A 20442-nucleotide genomic window follows, 5' to 3' on the forward strand; every position below is an offset into this window, starting at 1 on the left:
AAAAATAATTACTATGAAACAGCCTCTCTTAAAATTCTTGTTCGTTCTTTTTGCGGTCAACATGTCTTCGGCACAAGCTTGGATGACCAATTTGGAGATTGCACAGCGACTAGCCATGGTTCAAAATAAAATGGTACTTATGGTGTGGGAAGAAACAACGAGTTATCAATATCCAGTATTAGTTAGAGATGAAAAGGGAAGAACCATTTTTATAAATAATTTATTTGAGGATGAGTACATAAGTCCATTGATTTGGGAGCACTTTGTACCGGTCATTGTAAGTGAACATAAATATGCTGAGCTCTATGGAAAGATTAAAGGAAGACGAAGCCAAAGGTACATAGACAAGTTTAATGACGATTCCATAAAGATTATGGACGTCAATGGCAATATCATCAACACAGATTATTTAACACAAGATTTTCAGAACATTACCACCATCATTAAGCGTTATTCGCTTAACACCACTTTTATAAATGAAGAACTCACCAACTACAGCAACGATAAGAACTTTTATTCTGCATATTATTTAGCATCGAAGTATTTGGACTTTGGGCTTTATGCGGATAAAAATATAAGGGCTAATATTGTCAATTTGGCGAATATTTATCTCAATGAAGCTAAAGCCTTGGTTTTGGGTGAGGACAGCAATGAAAGGGAAGGTTTAAGGCAGCGATGTGAGTTATTGAAAATGCAAGAGTATCTCATTCTAAAACGCCCTAAAAAAGTGATAAGAGCGCTAAAAAAAATAGAAGAAGATGCCATAGAAGAAAGTAACAAGTCCTTTGTTGCGTTTTTGTACTATACGGCTTATATGAGTATGGACAAGGCAAAGGATGCAGAGCCATGGAAATCTGAAATTTCTTCATTAAATTTGAAAAAAGCACAAAAGATTATAAATCTTAACTCTTAAAGCTATTGGAAAGCCTTATTAATTATTTTGAAAATATTCCGTCATCACATCGCAGTTTGATTCTGGTTGGAGGACTGACATTTTTTTGGTTGTTAGAAAGTGGTTTGCCCTTGTTTAAATTCAAGTATAATAAATGGAGGCATGCCTTACCTAACTTATTTTTTACCCTAACAACCGTCATCATTAATTTTGCATTGGCGTTTTTATTAGTGGGCACAGCAGATTGGGTAGCAGCAAGTGATTTCGGAATCATTAATTGGTTATTTCCAGATGAGCAGCCCTTATGGCTGTATGTACTTCTCGGTGTTTTGTTTCTTGACTTTTTTGGCGCCTACTTGGCACATTATGTAGAGCATAGGGTTAAACCCCTATGGATGGTACATCTTGTTCATCATACTGACCATAAGGTAGATACGACTACGGCAAATAGACACCATCCTATAGAAAGTTTAATACGGTTCACGTTCACGTTGTTCGGAGTTTTTGTTGTTGGAACTCCGATTGCTATCGTCATGTTGTATCAAGCCATGTCGTTGATTTTTACCCAGTTTACACATGCTAATCTTAAGATGTCTAAAGCACTAGACAAGTTTTTGAGTTATGTCATAGTGTCTCCAGATATGCACAAAATCCATCACCACTACCGCTTGCCATATACAGATTCTAATTATGGTAATATTTTTAGTATTTGGGATCGGATTTTTGGAACCTACATGTATATGGATCGCGAAAAGTTGGTGTATGGTGTCGATGTGTTTCCGGATGAAAAAAAGAATACCCATATAGGTGAATTGCTTAAGCAACCTTTCCAGAAGTATGAAAAGCCTACATTTTCGCCAGATATTGAAAAATAGTATCTTACTATTGCTAATCAGCATTTTAATGAGTTGTAATCCCAAAAAACAAGTCGATGTTCAGGGACATCGTGGCTGTAGAGGTTTATTACCAGAAAATTCATTGCCTGCATTTGAAAAAGCTATTGAACTTGGGGTACAAACCTTAGAACTTGATATTGCCATAACAAAAGATAGAGAGGTTGTCGTCTCTCATGAGCCTTTTATGAGCGGAGTCATTTGTTTTGATCCAGAAAATGGAGAAATTTCAGAAGAGAGGAATAGGGCGTATAACCTCTTTGAAATGACCCATGAGGAGATTAAGCGGTTTGATTGTGGATCTAAATTCCATCCGACCTATCCAAAACAGGAAAAACTAAAAACCTATAAGCCGCTTTTATCCGAAGTTTTTGAATTGGCAAAAACTAAAAACCCTAATGTTAGATTCAATATTGAAATTAAATCGAAGCCCGAGTACTATGGTAAGTATACGCCTCATCCTGAGGCTTATGTAAAAATCGTCTTAAATGAGATAGAACAGCATGAGGTGTTTAAGCTCGTGAACCTACAGTCTTTTGATTTAGCGATACTCGAGGAGGTTAAGAAACAATCCCCTAAGATGCCAGTGGCTTTGTTAATTGATGAAGACGAAACCATAAAGGGTAAACTCCAGGCGCTTTCCTATAAACCGGAAATTATAAGCCCGTATTTTAAGCTATTGTCGCAAGACCAAATTAAAGACTATCAGTCACAGGGTTATCTTATAATTCCTTGGACTATCAATGAAGAAGAAGATATGAAAACCATGTTAGAATGGTGTGTAGATGGCATCATAACAGATTATCCAGATAGGCTCATCAACCTGCTTTCCGAATAGACTTTTCAACAGGTTATTAACAAAAAAGTGTTTTTCCTCCGATTTTTATGTAGTTGGTGGGGTTTTTTTATTCCAGAAACGCTAATCCCTTTATGTTTGCAACGGATTAATTAATTGTTGTTGAGCTGAGCATCCTTACGTTTAATGTAAAGCCTTACCCTATTGAAAAATTTAATCCGAATTTTCCTTATCCTAATCCTTATTTTTTTGTTGAGCTTTACACTTAGGGCTCAAGAGCAGTATGCAAAACTTGAAAAGAACAGGAATATCCAAGCTAAAGGCTTAATTCATAAATTAAACGCTACCAAAGACACCTTAATTCTTCACAGTGATAAGAAAATAAACTATCTCTATTCCATCAATAAAGCATATGGAAGGGATTTTGATATTTATATAGATACCACGCACTTTGAACTTCCATTACACAAATTATCTAAAGGGAAGCATGTTTTGGTTGCAGTACAATCACCAAAGCGCATTGTGTTTGTTGTGAAAATTTTAAAGGAAATTCCTGAACCTGGCTCTACAAAATTAGCTGCAAAAGAAATCGTGGCAACGGAATCAAAGAAAGTGGCGATTACAGAAAGTAACTAATCGTAAATCAGATATTTCATTCGCATCGTTTTGTATGCACTTAATTCGTCTTGCCAACTTGCCTTAATTTCATTTTCACTCATACCAGATTCAATCTGTTGCTGTAACGTTTCAGTACCTGCATGCGCGGTGAAATTAGAGGTCACAAAAACTTTAGTTTTATCTGTAGCATTGCTGTAGGCATCCATGATGTATTTCAAAGTAAAGCGTCTTTCAGCTATTGTGTTGGATAGATCTACGCCATAGCAGAGCGTCCCCTTATGCTTTGGGTATTTTGAGCCAAAGTTGGGAACAGGGGTATAGCTAAATTTATAGTGGTTCTTATCGAGGAAAGGGGCACCGTAACGTTGAAATTGAAATTCAGTACCTCTACCGGCGTTGATATTTGTGCCCTCAAATAGACCCAAACTTGGGTATAATTTTATAGCTTGGTCATTAGGTAGATTTGGTGAAGGTCTTATAGATAAACTGTAGGTGCTGTTGTGATTATAATGTTTTAGTTCGACAATAGTAATATCGCAAGTCACACTATCTTTCAACCAACCTTCACCATTGACCATTTGCGCATATTCTCCAATCGTCATTCCATGAACAAGGGGAATAGGGTGCATCCCCAAAAAACTACTATGCGCTTTTTCTAAGACAGGACCATCCACATAATTGCCATTCGGGTTTGGACGATCTAAAATTAGTAATGGCACCTCAAGTTCTGCACAAGCCTCCATAACATAATGCAAAGTAGAAATATAAGTGTAAAAACGCACGCCGACATCTTGTATATCAAAAACGACGATATCTAAATCTTCTAATTGCTGTTCAGTAGGTTTTTTATGTTTTCCATGTAGTGAAAAAATAGGTAAGCCCGTTTTCGTGTCTACACCGTCTTTTATAGTTTCGCCAGCATCAGCCTTACCTCGAAATCCATGTTCTGGGGCGAACACTTTTTTTATGTCTATTTGATGTTTTAAAAGAGAATCAACGATATGCGTAAATGGGCTGTCATTACCAGACTTCTCTGAAGTTGTACTTGTAGTTCTGAAAATGACGCTTGTCTGATTAGCTACTATCCCAACGCGCTTCCCTTCGAGTAGTGGTAGATAGGTTTCGGTCTGATTGGCACCAACAATAATAGCTTTGTCATCCTGAACTCCTGTACTGAGCGTTGTCGAAGTATGTTTCAGGATCTCATTATTTGATAAAGTATCATTTTTAGTTTTAGAAGCACAAGCAATAACTACTATGATCATCCCGAAAATTATCGAGAATAAAACTGTATTTTTGAAAACCTTAAAACGCATATCTAGGCTTTGAATTTTGAGTTGTTTATAGCTAAACGCATTATTGGCAATAAAGCGTATAAAAGTAGTGTTTCGGCACCAATAATTAAAATTGGTATTGCCGCTATTGCCATTGGCATTATTGTTATGTTAGTGGCTATTGCTACTGGACTGGGACTACAGCAAAAAATTAGGGACAAAGTTGTGGCTTTTAATGGCCATATTGAAATTTCAAAGTATGGAACTAATGCCTCTGACGAGTCGCAAGCACCTATTTCCATGAACCAAAAGTTTTATCCAAATTTTGATACGGTCGAAGGTGTAAAGCACATCCAAGGTATTGCTACTAAGTTTGCCGTGATAAGAACAGAAACGGATTTTGAGGGTGTTGTTATAAAAGGGGTCGGTGCAGATTACAAATGGGATTACTTTGAAGAATTTTTAGTGGAAGGGCGTGTGCCAAACTTTTCAGGAAAGCGTAACGAGGAAATTCTGATTTCTAGTTACCTAGCGAACCGATTGGGGTTTAAGCTCGGGGATAAATTTCAAACCTTATTCGGAGATAATCTCAATGCCAGACCACGAATAATGAGCTATGAAATCGTAGGGATTTATAATTCGGGTTTTCAAGAGTTGGATGAAAAATTCTGTATTGCAGATTTGAGACATATCCAGCGACTAAATAAATGGGAAGCCAATCAAATAGGAAGTTTTGAGGTATTTGTAGACGACTTTTCAGAGCTAGGTAAGACTGTGATTGAAGTTGATAAGGAAGTAGGATCTTTCCTTGATGCAACTCCTGTTAATCAAAAGTTTTACACAGTTTTTGAATGGATAAAGATTTTTGATAATAATACTTATGGTATCATTGCGATTATGATTATAGTGGCCGGAATCAATATGATTACAGCCCTATTGGTGCTTATATTAGAGCGCACGAGTATGATAGGGATTTTAAAGGCTTTGGGGAGTTCGGACTGGACCATTAGAAAAGTATTTCTCTACAATGCGTCTTATTTGATTGGCTTGGGTTTGCTTTGGGGAAACATTATAGGTCTAGGCTTGTTATTCGCTCAGAAGTACTTTAAACTGTTTCCTTTAAATCCAGATACCTATTACGTGAGCGAAGCACCTGTGTATATAAGTCTAGATTATATTTTAATGCTAAATATCGGAACCTTTATCGCTTGTTTGTTGATGCTTTTAATTCCTTCGGTAATTATTGCTAAGATTTCTCCAGTAAAGGCTATTCGTTTCGACTAATGCTCAGCTTTAATATTTCTAAAACATAACTAACTTTTAACGTTGTACTTGTTAGTTTTAACTTAAATTTGCACGTTTTATTCACTGAAGCGAAGTGGACTGCGAAGGTGAACAAATTTGATTTATGGAATACGCAGATAATATACTTGGTACGATTGGCAATACACCCTTGGTGAAAATGAACAAATTGGTAGAAGATTTACCTTGCCTTGTACTGGCTAAGTATGAAACCTTTAATCCTGGGAACTCGGTAAAGGATAGAATGGCATTGCAAATGGTAGAAGATGCTGAAGCCGACGGCAGATTAAAGCCGGGAGGTACTATTGTAGAGGGAACATCAGGCAATACGGGTATGGGATTGGCATTGGCAGGTGTGGTGAAAGGTTATAAATGTATTTTCGTCACCACGGATAAACAATCTAAAGAAAAAATTGATATTCTAAAGGCGCTCGGGGCAAGGGTAGAAGTGTGCCCAACCGATGTAGCACCAGATGATCCACGCAGTTATTATTCGGTTTCTAAGCGTTTAGGTGAGGAAACTCCAAATGCCTGGTATGTCAATCAATATGATAATCCGAGCAATACCAAGGGGCATTACAAAACTACAGGGCCCGAAATTTGGAAACAAACCGATGGCAAAGTGACTCACTTTGTGGTTGGAGTCGGCACCGGAGGAACCATTTCTGGGGTAGGTAAATACCTAAAGGAGCAAAATCCTAATGTTAAAGTTTGGGGAGTAGATACCTATGGTTCCGTATTCAAAAAGTATCATGAGACCGGAGTTTTTGATGAAAACGAAATCTATCCCTATGTCACGGAAGGTATCGGCGAAGATATTCTTCCTGAGAATGTAAATTTCGAGATCATTGATGGTTTTACTAAAGTGACCGATAAAGATGCCGCAGTATACACACAGCGATTGGCAAAAGAGGAAGGTATGTTTTTAGGGAATTCTGCTGGTGCTGCCATAAAAGGCGTGCTTCAACTTAAAGAACATTTCGCTCCAGAGGATGTGGTTGTTGTCTTATTTCACGATCACGGAAGTCGTTATGTAGGCAAAATGTTTAATGATGATTGGATGCGTAAAATGGGATATATCGATTAGTATCCAATCGCTTTATGAATTACGCAGCTCTTATAAAATGAAAATTCTGAGAATATATCAGAATTTTCCTATTTTAGGAGAATGCAAGAAGACTTTCTTCATTACGTCTGGAAACACAAAGCATTTTCCACCACTTCCCTTAAAACAACTAAAGGGGAAGCTATTGCTATAATACAATTAGGCCAACATAACCATAACTCTGGTCCTGACTTTTTTAATGCGCAAATACGTATCGCTAATCAGCTTTGGGCCGGAAATGTAGAAATTCATATACAATCTTCGGATTGGTACCTTCACAATCATGAAAAAGATAAGGCCTATGATAATGTGATCTTGCATGTGGTCTGGGAACATGATACTGAGATTTTCAGAAAGAACAACGTTGAAATTCCAACCTTAGAATTAAAACATTATGTGGGTGATATGCTGTTTTCCAACTATCAGAAGTTAATGCAATCAAAATCCTGGATAAATTGCGAAGTCGATTTTTATAACGTTGAAGACTTTTTGATGACCAATTGGTTAGAGCGCTTGTTTGTGGAGCGCTTAGAGCGAAAATCCGATGATATTTCAAAATTATTACAGCAATCGCATAATGATTGGGAAGCAGTTTTATTTAAAATGTTATTGAAAAATTTCGGACTCAATGTAAATGGGGAGGCTTTTTTAAGTCTGGCCAAATCGGTAGATTATGCAGTGGTTAGAAAACTTCAACATAGCATTTTAGATATGGAAGCACTACTGTTTGGTCAGGCCGGTTTTCTAGAAGACACTATTGAGGGTGCTTATTATTCAGAGTTAAAACGATGTTATCAATTCCTAAGTCGAAAGTTCAGCCTTGATAATCAAGGCGTGTTACCTGTGCAATTTTTTAGATTACGGCCGCCCAATTTCCCAACGATTCGTTTATCCCAATTTGCTAATCTATACAGTATTGAGCACCAGCTTTTTTCTAAGCTCATGACACTAAACACAAGTGAGCAGTTTTATGAACTTTTAAGTAAAGGGGTTTCAGATTTTTGGATGACCCATTATACCTTCACAAGTCCTTCAAAAAGGTCAAAAAAAAGACTTACTAAGTCATTTATAGATTTGTTAATTATAAATACCATAGTGCCTCTAAAATTTTGCTATGCCAAATCTAAAGGTCAGAATAGTGAGGAACAATTAATAGAACTTGTCAGGGAAATAAAGCTCGAAAATAACAGTACTGTTAAAAAGTTTCTAGAATTAAAACCTATCGAAAAAAACGCATTAACCTCTCAAGCATTGTTACAATTAAAACAACAGTATTGTGATAAGAATAAATGTCTGCAATGTGCCATTGGTAATCGTCTAATCGTTAAAAATTAAGTAAATTGCGATTATAAAATAGGCCTTTGTAGATTAAGTCGATGCCAACCCAAATATTGATTGGTGAATCTCATCTAACAAAGGGAAAACAATAAATACTAACAGATGAATTTGTTCTATACCTTATTACATTTTTTTCAAAAAAGAGGGTATTATGTTTGTCAACGTATTGCCGACCGATTGGGCATTAGGGCAAAAATAGTAAGGACATCATTCATGTATTTAACATTTGTAACATTGGGATTTGGTTTCGCCTTATATTTGTTTTTGGCCTTTTGGATACGCATAAAGGACATCATTTATACTAAACGCTCGTCAGTATTCGATTTATAGATCTATGAATAATCGTCTTATAAAGCTTTTTAGATCAAAGATTTACACAGCACTTATTTTGCTTTTGTTTGTGCTGTTTATAGGTGTTTTAGGATATCGTTTTATCTCTAATTATAATTGGATAGATGCCATTTACATGACGGTAATTACGGTGACAACTGTGGGCTTTGCAGAGGTCAATCCATTAGATACACCATCCAAAATATTCACTGTGTTTTTGATTCTGGCAAGCGTAGTCATAGTGGGTTATGCCATTTCTATCATCACCGAATATATTTTGAGCAGAAATAATTTTGAAGACATAAAACAACGTAAAATGCAAAAGGAAATTGAGGCCATGTCTAACCATATTATTATATGTGGTTTTGGACGCAATGGTAAACAAGCAGCGAAAAAGTTACAGGATTATGGAAAACCCTATGTGATTGTAGAGCGTGATAAAGAAATTATAGAAAGGCTACAAGATGAGAGCATTCCCCATGTTTTTGGCAATGCAAATGAAGACGAAACCCTATTGGAAGCCGGGATAGAAAGAGCAAGTACCTTAATAACGGCACTGCCTAGCGATGCCGATAATCTGTTTGTGGTATTGTCTGCGCGACAGATCAATAAAACTATGAGTATTATAAGCAGGGCCTCGCAAGAAACCTCATATAATAAACTTAAGTTGGCAGGAGCGAACAACGTTATTTTACCCGATAAGATTGGAGGTGATCATATGGCTTCATTGGTTGTTATCCCAGATCTGGTTGAGTTTATAGATAACTTAGGAATAGTTGGGGAGCGGAATATAAATATCGAAGAGGTGAAAGTAGAGCAACTCTATAATGTCAATAGAGAAAAAACGATCAGAGAACTTGACCTCAGAAAAAAAACAGGTTGTACTGTAATCGGTTTTAAGGACGAAAATGGAGAATATATTGTTAATCCAGAAGCCGATACCAAACTCGTTATAGGTTCTAAAATTATCGTTTTGGGCCGTCCCGAACAAATAGAGAAGCTAAACTCCGAATATAATATTGAGCAAGACGCCTAACCTTTTTAACGTCTCTAGCTTTAAAAACTCATTTTTTTTTAGCATCTTGTCAGCCCTATATAATTATAACTAACTAATAACTACTCTTATGAAGAAATATCTTCTATCATTTTTTGCACTAGTATTACCATTATTGAATTTTGCCCAGGAAGCTACGGATGAAGTAGGTTTGGACCAGAGAATTGATGAAGGTTTTAAGCCTATTTCAGATTTTTTTAATGACGTTATTTTCTTCTTGGTTTGGGAAGATCCAGATATACCCTTCGTTCTGGTACTTTTGGTGGGAAGTGCGTTGTTTTTTACGTTATACTTTAAATTTCCAAATATCAGACACTTCTTTACCGCAATTAATGTAGTAAGAGGTAAATATGATGAAGTAGATCACCCAGTTGTTGAACCCGCTTATGGAGATTCCACACCTGGTGGTGATGCAATCGAAACCATTAGGGATGAGAGTGAAGAAGGAGAGGTTAGTCATTTTCAGGCCCTGGCAACTGCGGTATCAGGAACCGTCGGAAATGGAAATATAGCGGGGGTTGCATTAGCTATTGCTTTAGGTGGTCCGGGTGCCACATTTTGGATGATAATTTGCGGTCTTTTAGGAATGTCCACAAAATTTGTGGAGTGTACACTCGGTGTTCAATATAGAGATGTTGGTGAAGACGGAACGGTTTATGGAGGTCCAATGTATTATATAAGTAAGGGGTTAAGGGAGCGCGGTTTTGCTATGTTGGGTAAAATAGCTGCAGTCTTTTTTGCCATTTTTTGTATCGGTGGTTCTTTTGGTGGAGGAAATGCTGCGCAGTCAAATCAGGCAACTATAGTTCTGAAAGAGCTTCTCGGATTAGAAAGTACTGGCGCTGGTTTTTGGATAGGGGTTGTCCTTGCAATTTTAGTTGGAGTTATAATTATTGGAGGTATAAAACGTATTGCTTCCGTTACAGAAAAAATAGTTCCATTTATGGCTGTATTGTATGTAGTGGCATGCCTCTATATCATCTTTTCTAATTTTTCGTTAATTGATGACGCCATATCATTAATAGTAACTCAAGCTTTCAACCCTAAGTCTATGGCGGTCGGAGGCGTTATAGGTGTTCTTTTGGTAGGATTTAAACGGGCTGCCTTTTCTAACGAAGCAGGTGCAGGTTCGGCTTCAATAGCCCACTCGGCAGTAAAGACTAAGTATTCAGCCTCGGAGGGACTTGTTGCCCTATTAGAGCCATTTATTGATACCGTAGTCATTTGTACTATGACAGCATTAGTGATAGTGATTTTCAATTTCGGTGGCTTTTTTGAATACGGAGCCGATGTAAGTACCGATGGTAGTGGTGCTGTGATGATTGGTGACGAAATAGTACAAGGAGCCGGAATTACGTCTAAGGCTTTCGCAAAATATATACCATACTCTAATGTATTTCTAACAATTGCAGTTGTGCTATTTGCAGTTTCTACTATGATTTCTTGGTCCTATTATGGATTACAATCTTGGAAATTCTTGTTTGGTCGCGGAAAAACAGCCGATTTAGTTTACAAGCTTTTATTCTTGGTATTCGTGATTATCGGCGCAGCCGCAAGTATGGGTTCAATTTGGTCATTCTCAGATGCTATGATTTTTGCTATGGTTTTCCCTAATATGATAGGATTGTATTTCTTATTCCCGGTGGTTAAGAAACAGTTGGCACGTTATGTTGATGCCATAAAAGGTAATTCTAAAGAATAAATATTTAATTTTATATATGAAATCCCATTTCCAGTTTACGAATCAACAGCGGAATGGGATTTTTTTATTGCTGGCCATTATTATTGGTTTACAGTGCGTTTATACCTTTGTAGATGCTTCCAATAAGGAAATACCAAGTCATAACGAAATGGTCGATGCATTCAGACTAGAGTTGGATTCGCTGCGCTTAGTTGCGATTGAGGAGCGCAAGCCTAAGATGTATCCGTTTAATCCAAATTACATTACAGACTATAAAGGCTACACTTTGGGAATGTCTAATGTCGAAATCGATCGACTTCATAGATTTAGGGAACGCGATCAATGGGTTAACTCGGCAAAACAATTTCAAGAAGTCACCAAGGTCTCGGATTCACTTTTAGCTAAGATATCGCCATATTTTAAATTTCCAGATTGGGTCACTAACCCTAAACCGCGTCGATCGTTCAACAATTATATAGTGGATAATTTTAGTGAAGAAGCTGATCCGCGCGATGGCAATACCTTAAGTTATGATCAAAAGATAGATTTAAATAAGGCCACCACATACCAGTTACAAAAAGTTTATGGAGTCGGAGAGAAGCTTTCCGATCGTATCATGACCTATAGAAATAAGCATAAGGGAGGTTTTATTGCCGATGTAGAACTGTTGGAAGTTTATGGATTAGCCCCCGAAGTCATAGAGCGTATCAAGAATCAGTTCACTGTAAAAACACCTAGAGTCATAAAAAGACACAACCTTAACACAGCAACGAGAGACCAACTGGTCACGATTCCATATATAGATTATGAGGTTGCCCATCATATTATTGAAGAACGCACATTGAGGGATGGATTTAAGTCTTTGGAAGAATTAACAAAAGTTGAAGATTTTCCTATAAATAAGATCGAGATAATTAAGTTATATTTGCATCTGTAAAAAAAAGAGCTAAATGTCAGGTATGTATTTTACAGAAGAACATCATTTATTTAGGGAAAGTCTAAGAGAGTTTTTGCAGAAGGAAGTGGTTCCTCATATCGAAAAATGGGAAGAAACAGGAAGTATTGAACGCTTTATCTGGAAAAAATTTGGTGATATGGGTTATTTCGGTTTGGCCTATCCCGAAGCTTATGGTGGATTAGATTTAGATTTATTCTATACAGTGATCCTTTTGGAGGAATTGCAACGCATTAATTCAGGTGGTTTTGCTGCGGCGATATGGGCACATGCCTATTTAGCGATGACGCATCTCAATAAGGAAGGTGATGATTATATTAAGGAGACCTATCTAGCTCCAAGTATAGCTGGTGATAGTATTGGTTGTCTATGTATTACAGAACCTTTTGGCGGTAGCGATGTGGCTGGTATGCGAACAATAGCTGTCAAACAAGGTGATAGCTACATTATTAATGGTTCAAAAACCTTTATCACCAATGGTGTTTACAGTGATTACTTGGTGGTCTCAGCTAAGACAAATCCGGAGTTGGGAAACAAGGGCATAAGTATGTTTGTCATAGATAGGGATGCAAAAGGTGTTTCGGCTACAAAACTAGATAAGTTAGGATGGAGAGCATCGGACACTGGCGAAATAGCTTTTGACAATGTAGAGATACCTGCAAAAAATCTAATGGGAGAAGAAAATCAAGGCTTTGCGTACTTAATGCAGCATTTGGCCCTAGAACGATTGATTATGGGGGTCAATGCGCATGCGAGAGCAGAATATGCCTTAGACTACACAAGGCAATACATGTCAGAACGTACAGCGTTTGGCAAAACAATAGATAGATTTCAGGCATTGCGGCATACGTTTGCAGATTGCCAGACTCAAATGGAAATTTGTAAACAATTTAATTACTATGTAACCAAACGTTTAGATATGGGAGATTATGTAGTAAAAGAGGCTACTATGTCTAAGTTGCAGTCTACAAAAATGGCAGATGATGTTATTTATCAGTGTCTTCAATTTTTAGGCGGTTATGGTTATATGGAAGAATATCCATTGGCAAGGCTCTTAAGGGATAGCCGTCTTGGACCAATAGGTGGTGGTACCTCTGAAATTCTTAGGGAAATTATCGCTAAAATCGTAATCGATGGTAAGGACTACAAGCCTGCAACATAAATTGAATTTCAGAAAGTTTATTGAATCATTTTGAAATCCTGCTTTAAGCAGGTTTTTTTGTTTTCCATTATATAATTCAATCTAAAGCCTTATATTTAATATGTAAAGATAGATATGAGTTTACAGGCCTTTTCAGATTACTTGTTGTTAGAAAAGAATTATTCTAAGCATACGGTTTTGGCCTATATTAGAGATTTAGAGATGTTTCAGGAGTTTCTCAAAGAACAGCACGATTCAGAGCCTATATCTCATATCAACTATTCCGAAATTAGGCAATGGATTGTTGAACTAGTAAACAGCGGTATTTCTAATAGAACGATAAACAGGAAAATATCCTCGCTCAATTCTTATTATAAGTTCTTACAGAAGACACAACAAATAGAAGTTAATCCGTTAAGACGCCATAAAGCCCTTAAAATGGGTAAGAAAGTGCAACTCCCTTTTTCCGAGCAAGAACTAAAACAGGTCCTGGAAAATGCTATTGAAGTCAATGATTTTGAAAGTGCAAGAGACCAACTCATTATTGAGTTGTTCTATGCGACTGGAGTAAGACGAATCGAGCTGGTGAACATAAAAATTTCTGATCTCGATCTCAATAGCAAACAGATTAAAGTTCTCGGCAAGCGAAATAAAGAACGTTATTTACCACTTATCGATACATTAATTACCGCTCTAGGCAGCTATCTAGACTACAGGAAGCAGTTACCAATAATTAAGGACGAAGAATTTTTATTTTTAACAAAAAAGGGTTTAAAAATTTACGAAATGCTTGTTTACCGAATAATAAATAAGTATTTTAGTGAAGCATCTTCAAAGGCAAAATGTAGTCCACATGTATTGAGGCACTCATTTGCGACTCATCTATTAAATGAAGGGGCCGACTTAAATGCAGTAAAAGAACTTCTTGGACATACCAGTTTAGCAGCAACTCAAGTATACACACACAATAGTATAGCGGAATTAAAAAAGGTGTATGCTAAATCACATCCGAGAAATAGAGGTTAAGAACTAGCCTTAACAACCAAATTAGAGTACTGAAGTTTTTTCAGTACAATTGTTTAACCTAAAAAGCAACGTATGAAAGTAAACACCCAATCCGTTAATTTCACAGCAGACAGAAAGTTGATAGATTTCATTCAAAAGAGAATGGATAAATTAGATTTGTTTTACGATAAGATAATTCAGTCTAATGTTTATTTGAAAGTTGAAAACACCAGCGATAAAGAAAACAAAGTTTTTGAAGCCAAAGTGCTTGTGCCAGGCGATAGTTTTGTGGTAAAAAAACAGTGTAAAACATTCGAAGAAGGAGCCGATATTGCTATAGCATCTTTAGAAAGGCAAATTAAAAAACGAAAACAAAAATTAAGAGCACGAGCTAAGGCTTAAAAATTTTTCAAAAATGTTTTGAATAAAAAAATAAAACACTACATTTGCAGTCCGTTAGAAATAGCGGGCTTTTTTATGGTCAAAATTTGGCATAAAAAAGGAACAAAAAAGCCGATATAGCTCAGCTGGCTAGAGCAGCTGATTTGTAATCAGCAGGTCGTGGGTTCGAGTCCCTCTATCGGCTCTTGAAATTTTGAAAAGTGCATCAGGAAAACCCCTAAGATTTCTAATAAAAATCTAACGGGTTTTGGGACGAGAAGTTTATCCTGAGCTTGGTCGAAGGGAGTCCCTCTATCGGCTCTAAATTCCTGTGAAGGCAGGAATCTCAGACTAGTAGTTTGAGTATGTTATTTGAAAATTTTTGGGGAGATACTCAAGCGGCCAACGAGGACAGACTGTAACTCTGTTGTTTTTTAACTTCGCAGGTTCGAATCCTGCTCTCCCCACATAAAATTTCAAACAAGCAGTTGTCAAAAGCTCGCTTTTGTGAAAATGCGTTTTGAAATTTTATTTGAAGGGTCTCCCTTCAAGGATCACTGAACGTAGTGAGGTAATCCTCATTTATCAGAAATATGAGGACTTGGCGTAGTGAGGTAATCCAAAACTTTGAAATATTGAAAACCATTAATTAAGAAGACTTAATTACAAATGCGGGAGTAGCTCAGTTGGTAGAGCGTCAGCCTTCCAAGCTGAATGTCGCCGGTTCGAACCCGGTCTCCCGCTCCAAGAAGTTCATTGATATGACAAGTTACTGTTAAAAGTGATTTGTTTAAAGGTCAATAAGGGCAGGGTGAGAAGTTTATGCTGAGCGTAGTCGAAGCAAACCCGGTCTCCCGCTCGAAATTTACGAGTTACGATATGCGATTTTCGAATCGTGAATCATTAAATCGGCAATCGTAAATGAACTGCCGGCGTAGCTCAGGGGTAGAGCGTTTCCTTGGTAAGGAAGAGGTCACGAGTTCAAATCTCGTCGTTGGCTCTTTGTTCTAAGGACATTAGAATAAAATTGAACACTAATATTAAATAAGATTAAATAAATTAAACATGGCAAAGGCAACTTTTGATCGTTCAAAACCACACTTAAATATTGGTACTATTGGACACGTAGATCACGGTAAAACAACTTTAACTGCTGCTATTACTAAAGTATTAGCTGATGCAGGTTTATCTGAAGCTAAGGATTTCGATCAAATCGATAATGCACCAGAAGAAAAAGAAAGAGGTATTACAATTAATACATCTCACGTAGAATATCAAACAGCAAACCGTCACTATGCACACGTTGACTGTCCAGGTCACGCGGATTATGTAAAGAACATGGTAACTGGTGCTGCTCAAATGGATGGTGCTATCTTAGTTGTTGCTGCAACGGATGGTCCTATGCCACAAACTCGTGAGCACATCTTATTAGGTCGTCAGGTAGGTATTCCACGTATCGTTGTATTCATGAACAAAGTGGATATGGTTGATGATGAAGAGCTTTTAGAATTAGTTGAGATGGAAATAAGAGATTTATTATCATTCTACGAGTACGATGGTGATAATGGTCCTGTTATTGCTGGTTCAGCTTTAGGAGCACTTAATGGTGAGCAAAAATGGGTAGATACCGTATTAGAATTAATGAAGAATGTTGACGAATGGATTGAAGAGCCAGTGCGTGATATGGATAAGCCTTTCTTAATGCCTATCGAAGACGTATTCTCAATTACTGGTCGTGGTACAGTGGCAACTGGTCGTATTGAGACTGGTGTAGCTAACACAGGTGATCCTGTTGAGATTATTGGTATGGGTGCTGAGAAATTAACATCTACTATTACTGGTATCGAAATGTTCCGTCAAATCTTGGATAGAGGTGAAGCCGGTGATAACGCTGGTATCTTATTAAGAGGTATTGAGAAAACTCAAATCTCTAGAGGTATGGTAATCACTAAGCCAGGTTCGGTAACTCCTCATCAAAAATTCAAAGCTGAGGTTTATATCCTTAAGAAAGAAGAAGGTGGTCGTCACACACCATTCCACAACAACTACCGTCCACAGTTCTATGTACGTACAACTGATGTAACTGGAAATATTTCTCTTCCAGATGGTGTTGAAATGGTAATGCCAGGTGATAACTTGACAATTACTGTAGACTTGATTCAGCCAATTGCAATGAACGTAGGTTTACGTTTCGCTATCCGTGAAGGTGGTAGAACAGTTGGTGCAGGTCAGGTAACTGAAATTTTAGACTAAACAAAACAATTAAATAAGCAATTGAAGGTGTCCCGATATTTCGGGATGCCTTGATTGTTGTTTACGGGTTTACCTGTCACGCTGCAGGCGTGAGCTCAGAACTGAGCGTAAAATATATGGTAAAGTCGATTTGAAAAGTGATTCCTTTGATTAAGGTAGATTTTTCAAAGAATACGGGTTTAGCTCAGTTGGTAGAGCACTGGTCTCCAAAACCAGGTGTCGTGAGTTCGAGTCTCGCAACCCGTGCAAAGCAAAGAATTGCTAAACGAGAAGTTTATCCCGAGCGCCGCGCCTTCCAAAGACTTGTTCGGCGGACAGGCAGTCGAGGGGAGTCTCGCAACCCGTGCAATAATTAGAACAGGTTGATAAAGGACCTAAAAATTAGAATCAAATGGCAGGATTAATAACATATATTAAAGAATCGTTCGAAGAGTTAAAAAACCATGTGTCTTGGACACCTTGGCCAGAAGCTCAACGATTAACTGTTCTCGTAGCAGTGTTTTCAATTATTTTTTCTCTTGCTATTTGGGGAGTGGACACTGTATTTAGTAGAGCAGTGAAGGTGTATTTTGATTTATTAAGCTAACAAATATTCAGAAAAGAAGATGTCAGATAAAAAGTGGTATGTTGTTAGAGCGGTAAGTGGTCAGGAAAATAAAATCAAGACCTATATAGAAAATGAAATCTCTAGATTAGGTCTAGAAGATTATGTAGATCAGGTTTTAGTACCTACAGAAAAAGTAATTCAAATACGTAATGGAAAGAAAATAAACAAAGAGAAAGTTTATTTTCCAGGCTACATTATGATACAAGCCAATTTGAGCGGTGAAATCCCTCATATTATAAAATCTATTACCAACGTAATTGGATTTTTAGGCGAAACGAAAGGAGGAGATCCCGTACCTTTAAGACCATCTGAAGTCAACAGAATGTTAGGTAAAGTAGATGAATTGGCTATAGAAGCAGATGCTAACATTGCTATTCCATTTACCAAAGGAGAAACCGTAAAAGTGATCGATGGACCGTTCAACGGTTTTGATGGGACTATCGAAAAAATATTTGAAGAAAAGCGTAAGCTAGAGGTAATGGTTAAGATTTTCGGAAGAAAGACGCCATTGGAGCTCAGCTATATGCAAGTTGAAAAATTATAATAATTGTTACAATTAAGATAGCGTTAATCTAAGCTTCCAAAATAGAAAAACGCACTAAATTTTGAAAAATGGCAAAAGAACTAGACAAAGTAGTTAAGTTACAAGTTCGGGGAGGTGCTGCGAATCCATCGCCACCGGTTGGACCCGCTTTAGGTGCCGCTGGAGTTAATATCATGGAGTTCTGTAAGCAGTTTAATGCGAGAACCCAAGATAAAGCAGGTAAGGTTTTACCTGTTGTGATCTCTGTTTACAAAGACAAATCTTTTGAATTTGTAATCAAAACACCACCAGCAGCAGTGCAATTATTAGAAGCGGCCAAAGTAAAGAAAGGATCAGGAGAACCTAACCGACGTAAAGTAGCAAAAGTAACTTGGGATCAAGTTAGAGCAATTGCTGAAGACAAAATGCAAGATTTAAATGCATTTGAAATCGGTTCAGCTATGAAAATGGTAGCTGGAACAGCAAGATCGATGGGTATCACTGTTAAAGGAGGTGAAGCTCCAAACTAAATTTTTAGAAATGGCAAGATTAACAAAGAAGCAAAAAGAAGCAAGAGCTAAAGTTGACAGAAATAAACTTTACTCTTTAGAAGAAGCTTCAGCTTTACTAAAAGAAATCACATACACTAAGTTTGATGCTTCAGTAGATTTAGCAGTAAGATTAGGTGTAGATCCACGTAAAGCCAATCAAATGGTTCGTGGTGTAGTTTCCTTACCACACGGTACAGGTAAAGATATGAAGGTTCTTGCATTAGTAACTCCGGATAAAGAAGCAGAAGCTAAAGAAGCTGGTGCAGATTATGTGGGATTAGATGAATACTTACAGAAAATTAAAGACGGTTGGACAGATGTTGACGTTATCGTCACCATGCCAAGCGTTATGGGTAAGTTGGGACCATTAGGTAGGATTTTAGGACCAAGAGGTCTTATGCCAAACCCTAAAACAGGAACAGTGACTATGGATATAGGTAAAGCTGTAAGTGAAGTAAAAGCAGGTAAAATAGATTTTAAAGTAGATAAAACAGGTATTGTTCATGCACCAATTGGTAAAGCGTCATTTAGCGCTGAAAAATTGGTAGGTAACGCAAACGAACTGTTAACAACTTTAATGAAACTAAAGCCTACAGCAGCTAAAGGTACGTACATGAAGAGTATTTACATGTCGAGTACCATGAGTCCAAGTATTGCAATAGACACTAAAATAGGATAGTAGTTAAACTTAGAACATTATGACAAGAGAAGAAAAATCCGTAGTAATTGAAGAGTTGACTGCTCAGTTAGCAGATAATACCAATATCTATTTAACAGATATTTCTGGATTAGATGCAGCGACAACTTCAAATTTAAGAAGAGCGTGTTTCAAGTCTAACATTAAGTTAGCAGTTGTAAAGAATACTCTTTTAGAGAAAGCGATGGAAGCATCGGATAAGGATTTCGGTGATTTACCAACAACTTTAAAGGGTAATACATCAGTTATGTATTCTGAAACAGGTAACGCGCCGGCCAAAGTCATCAAAGAGTTTCGTAAAAAATCTGAAAGACCTTTATTAAAAGGAGCTTTCATTGAAGAGGCAATTTACATTGGCGATGATTTATTAGACACCTTAGTAGATATTAAGTCTAAGGAAGAACTTCTTGGAGAGATAATTACATTGTTACAATCTCCTGCTAAGAATGTTATTTCTGCACTTAAGTCTGGTGGAGGAACCATAGCTGGTATCGTAAAAACATTATCTGAAAGAGAAGGATAATCAACAAATTACACACTTAGAAAATTATATAAAAACACACACATTAAAACAATAGAAAAATGGCAGATTTAAAAGATTTCGCAGAACAATTAGTTAACTTAACTGTAAAGGAAGTTAACGAATTAGCAACTATATTAAAAGACGAGTACGGTATTGAGCCTGCTGCTGCAGCTGTAGCTGTTGCTGCTGGTGGAGCTGCTGCTGGTGGAGACGCTGCAGAAGAGCAAACTGAATTCGACGTAATCCTAAAAGCTGCAGGTGCTTCTAAGCTAGCAGTTGTAAAATTAGTTAAGGAATTAACTGGTTTAGGATTAAAAGATGCTAAAGGTTTAGTAGATGATGCACCAAGTGCTATTAAAGAGGGTGTATCTAAAGATGAGGCTGAAGGCTTAAAATCTTCTTTAGAAGAAGCTGGAGCTGAGGTTGAGCTTAAGTAAGCTCAGCTTAACCTACAACATATGGTTTAGGTCTGGAGTAGTTCTCTGAGACCTAAACCCTTTTGTGTATATAAACGTTATATACA

At 37.2% G+C, this 20442-nt stretch carries 22 protein-coding genes and 5 tRNA genes; 26 read left to right on the forward strand and 1 reads right to left on the reverse strand.

The genetic code is table 11. From position 1 onward, the window contains the following. The first annotated feature begins 13 nt into the window (after positions 1-13). The 4 genes from ACO052_RS09170 to ACO052_RS09185 all read left to right on the forward strand — a co-directional run bounded on the left by ACO052_RS09170 (position 14) and on the right by ACO052_RS09185 (position 3217). Positions 14-913: a hypothetical protein gene (locus ACO052_RS09170; protein ID WP_422107714.1), complete on the forward strand. Its 900-nt coding sequence runs from the start codon at positions 14-16 to the stop codon at positions 911-913. A 5-nt stretch (positions 914-918) separates the two neighbouring features. Then, positions 919-1767 (forward strand): sterol desaturase family protein, encoded by an 849-nt coding sequence (locus tag ACO052_RS09175; RefSeq protein WP_422107715.1) that lies wholly within the window; start codon positions 919-921, stop codon positions 1765-1767. A gap of 28 nt (positions 1768-1795) precedes the next feature. Continuing rightward, the gene (locus ACO052_RS09180; protein WP_422107716.1) at positions 1796-2623 is read left to right on the forward strand and encodes a glycerophosphodiester phosphodiesterase family protein; all 828 of its coding nucleotides are present in this window, start codon (positions 1796-1798) and stop codon (positions 2621-2623) included. A 162-nt stretch (positions 2624-2785) separates the two neighbouring features. After that, the gene (locus ACO052_RS09185) at positions 2786-3217 is read left to right on the forward strand and encodes a hypothetical protein (RefSeq protein ID WP_422107717.1); all 432 of its coding nucleotides are present in this window, start codon (positions 2786-2788) and stop codon (positions 3215-3217) included. Here the strand turns inward: ACO052_RS09185 and ACO052_RS09190 are convergent. Next, a complete protein-coding gene (locus tag ACO052_RS09190) occupies positions 3214-4464 on the reverse strand; it encodes an exo-beta-N-acetylmuramidase NamZ family protein (protein ID WP_422107718.1) in 1251 nt (416 codons plus the stop codon). The genes ACO052_RS09185 and ACO052_RS09190 overlap by 4 nt on opposite strands. Before the next feature lie 60 nt (positions 4465-4524). Between ACO052_RS09190 and ACO052_RS09195 the strand changes: the two genes are divergently transcribed. From ACO052_RS09195 to rplL, 22 genes are all read left to right on the forward strand, one after another. Continuing rightward, complete coding sequence (locus ACO052_RS09195) at positions 4525-5757, forward strand: ABC transporter permease (protein ID WP_422107719.1); 1233 nt, start codon at positions 4525-4527, stop codon at positions 5755-5757. A gap of 124 nt (positions 5758-5881) precedes the next feature. After that, the gene (locus ACO052_RS09200; RefSeq protein ID WP_422107720.1) at positions 5882-6862 is read left to right on the forward strand and encodes a PLP-dependent cysteine synthase family protein; all 981 of its coding nucleotides are present in this window, start codon (positions 5882-5884) and stop codon (positions 6860-6862) included. Positions 6863-6943: 81 nt separating this feature from the next. Then, complete coding sequence (locus ACO052_RS09205; RefSeq protein ID WP_422107721.1) at positions 6944-8215, forward strand: DUF2851 family protein; 1272 nt, start codon at positions 6944-6946, stop codon at positions 8213-8215. Between the two features lie 105 nt (positions 8216-8320). After that, positions 8321-8548 carry a PspC domain-containing protein gene (locus ACO052_RS09210; protein ID WP_299364631.1) on the forward strand — a complete coding sequence of 76 codons (228 nt, stop codon included), beginning with the start codon at positions 8321-8323 and terminating at the stop codon, positions 8546-8548. Positions 8549-8552: 4 nt separating this feature from the next. Then, positions 8553-9584, forward strand: coding sequence for a potassium channel family protein (locus ACO052_RS09215; protein WP_422107722.1), 1032 nt, complete (start codon positions 8553-8555; stop codon positions 9582-9584). Between the two features lie 88 nt (positions 9585-9672). Continuing rightward, positions 9673-11304 carry an alanine/glycine:cation symporter family protein gene (locus tag ACO052_RS09220; protein ID WP_422107723.1) on the forward strand — a complete coding sequence of 544 codons (1632 nt, stop codon included), beginning with the start codon at positions 9673-9675 and terminating at the stop codon, positions 11302-11304. 16 nt (positions 11305-11320) lie between these two features. Then, entirely contained in the window at positions 11321-12220 is a 900-nt protein-coding gene (locus ACO052_RS09225) for a ComEA family DNA-binding protein (RefSeq protein WP_422107724.1), read from the forward strand. 13 nt (positions 12221-12233) lie between these two features. Next, positions 12234-13400: an acyl-CoA dehydrogenase family protein gene (locus ACO052_RS09230; protein ID WP_422107725.1), complete on the forward strand. Its 1167-nt coding sequence runs from the start codon at positions 12234-12236 to the stop codon at positions 13398-13400. 114 nt (positions 13401-13514) lie between these two features. Then, positions 13515-14405, forward strand: coding sequence for a tyrosine-type recombinase/integrase (locus tag ACO052_RS09235; protein WP_422107726.1), 891 nt, complete (start codon positions 13515-13517; stop codon positions 14403-14405). Between the two features lie 72 nt (positions 14406-14477). Then, entirely contained in the window at positions 14478-14786 is a 309-nt protein-coding gene (locus ACO052_RS09240) for an HPF/RaiA family ribosome-associated protein (protein WP_299364645.1), read from the forward strand. Between the two features lie 110 nt (positions 14787-14896). After that, positions 14897-14970 (forward strand) — tRNA-Thr (locus ACO052_RS09245). Positions 14971-15149: 179 nt separating this feature from the next. Then, a tRNA-Tyr gene (locus ACO052_RS09250) sits at positions 15150-15232 on the forward strand. Positions 15233-15436: 204 nt separating this feature from the next. Further along, a tRNA-Gly gene (locus ACO052_RS09255) sits at positions 15437-15512 on the forward strand. 181 nt (positions 15513-15693) lie between these two features. Then, positions 15694-15765, forward strand: a tRNA-Thr gene (locus tag ACO052_RS09260). Between the two features lie 65 nt (positions 15766-15830). Then, entirely contained in the window at positions 15831-17018 is a 1188-nt protein-coding gene (gene tuf, locus ACO052_RS09265) for an elongation factor Tu (protein ID WP_422107727.1), read from the forward strand. A 173-nt stretch (positions 17019-17191) separates the two neighbouring features. Further along, positions 17192-17264, forward strand: a tRNA-Trp gene (locus ACO052_RS09270). Between the two features lie 145 nt (positions 17265-17409). Further along, on the forward strand, positions 17410-17604 hold the full coding sequence (gene secE, locus ACO052_RS09275) for a preprotein translocase subunit SecE (protein ID WP_422107728.1): 195 nt from the start codon (positions 17410-17412) through the stop codon (positions 17602-17604). Between the two features lie 19 nt (positions 17605-17623). Then, on the forward strand, positions 17624-18169 hold the full coding sequence (nusG, locus tag ACO052_RS09280) for a transcription termination/antitermination protein NusG (RefSeq protein ID WP_422107729.1): 546 nt from the start codon (positions 17624-17626) through the stop codon (positions 18167-18169). 68 nt (positions 18170-18237) lie between these two features. Next, positions 18238-18678: a 50S ribosomal protein L11 gene (rplK, locus tag ACO052_RS09285; protein WP_422107730.1), complete on the forward strand. Its 441-nt coding sequence runs from the start codon at positions 18238-18240 to the stop codon at positions 18676-18678. Between the two features lie 10 nt (positions 18679-18688). After that, positions 18689-19378: a 50S ribosomal protein L1 gene (gene rplA / locus ACO052_RS09290; RefSeq protein ID WP_422107731.1), complete on the forward strand. Its 690-nt coding sequence runs from the start codon at positions 18689-18691 to the stop codon at positions 19376-19378. Positions 19379-19397: 19 nt separating this feature from the next. Continuing rightward, positions 19398-19919: a 50S ribosomal protein L10 gene (gene rplJ / locus ACO052_RS09295; RefSeq protein WP_422107732.1), complete on the forward strand. Its 522-nt coding sequence runs from the start codon at positions 19398-19400 to the stop codon at positions 19917-19919. 59 nt (positions 19920-19978) lie between these two features. Beyond that, positions 19979-20356, forward strand: coding sequence for a 50S ribosomal protein L7/L12 (gene rplL, locus ACO052_RS09300; RefSeq protein ID WP_422107733.1), 378 nt, complete (start codon positions 19979-19981; stop codon positions 20354-20356). Positions 20357-20442 lie beyond the last annotated feature (86 nt).

Source organism: Winogradskyella sp., assembly GCF_965228925.1.
GTDB lineage: Bacteria > Bacteroidota > Bacteroidia > Flavobacteriales > Flavobacteriaceae > Winogradskyella.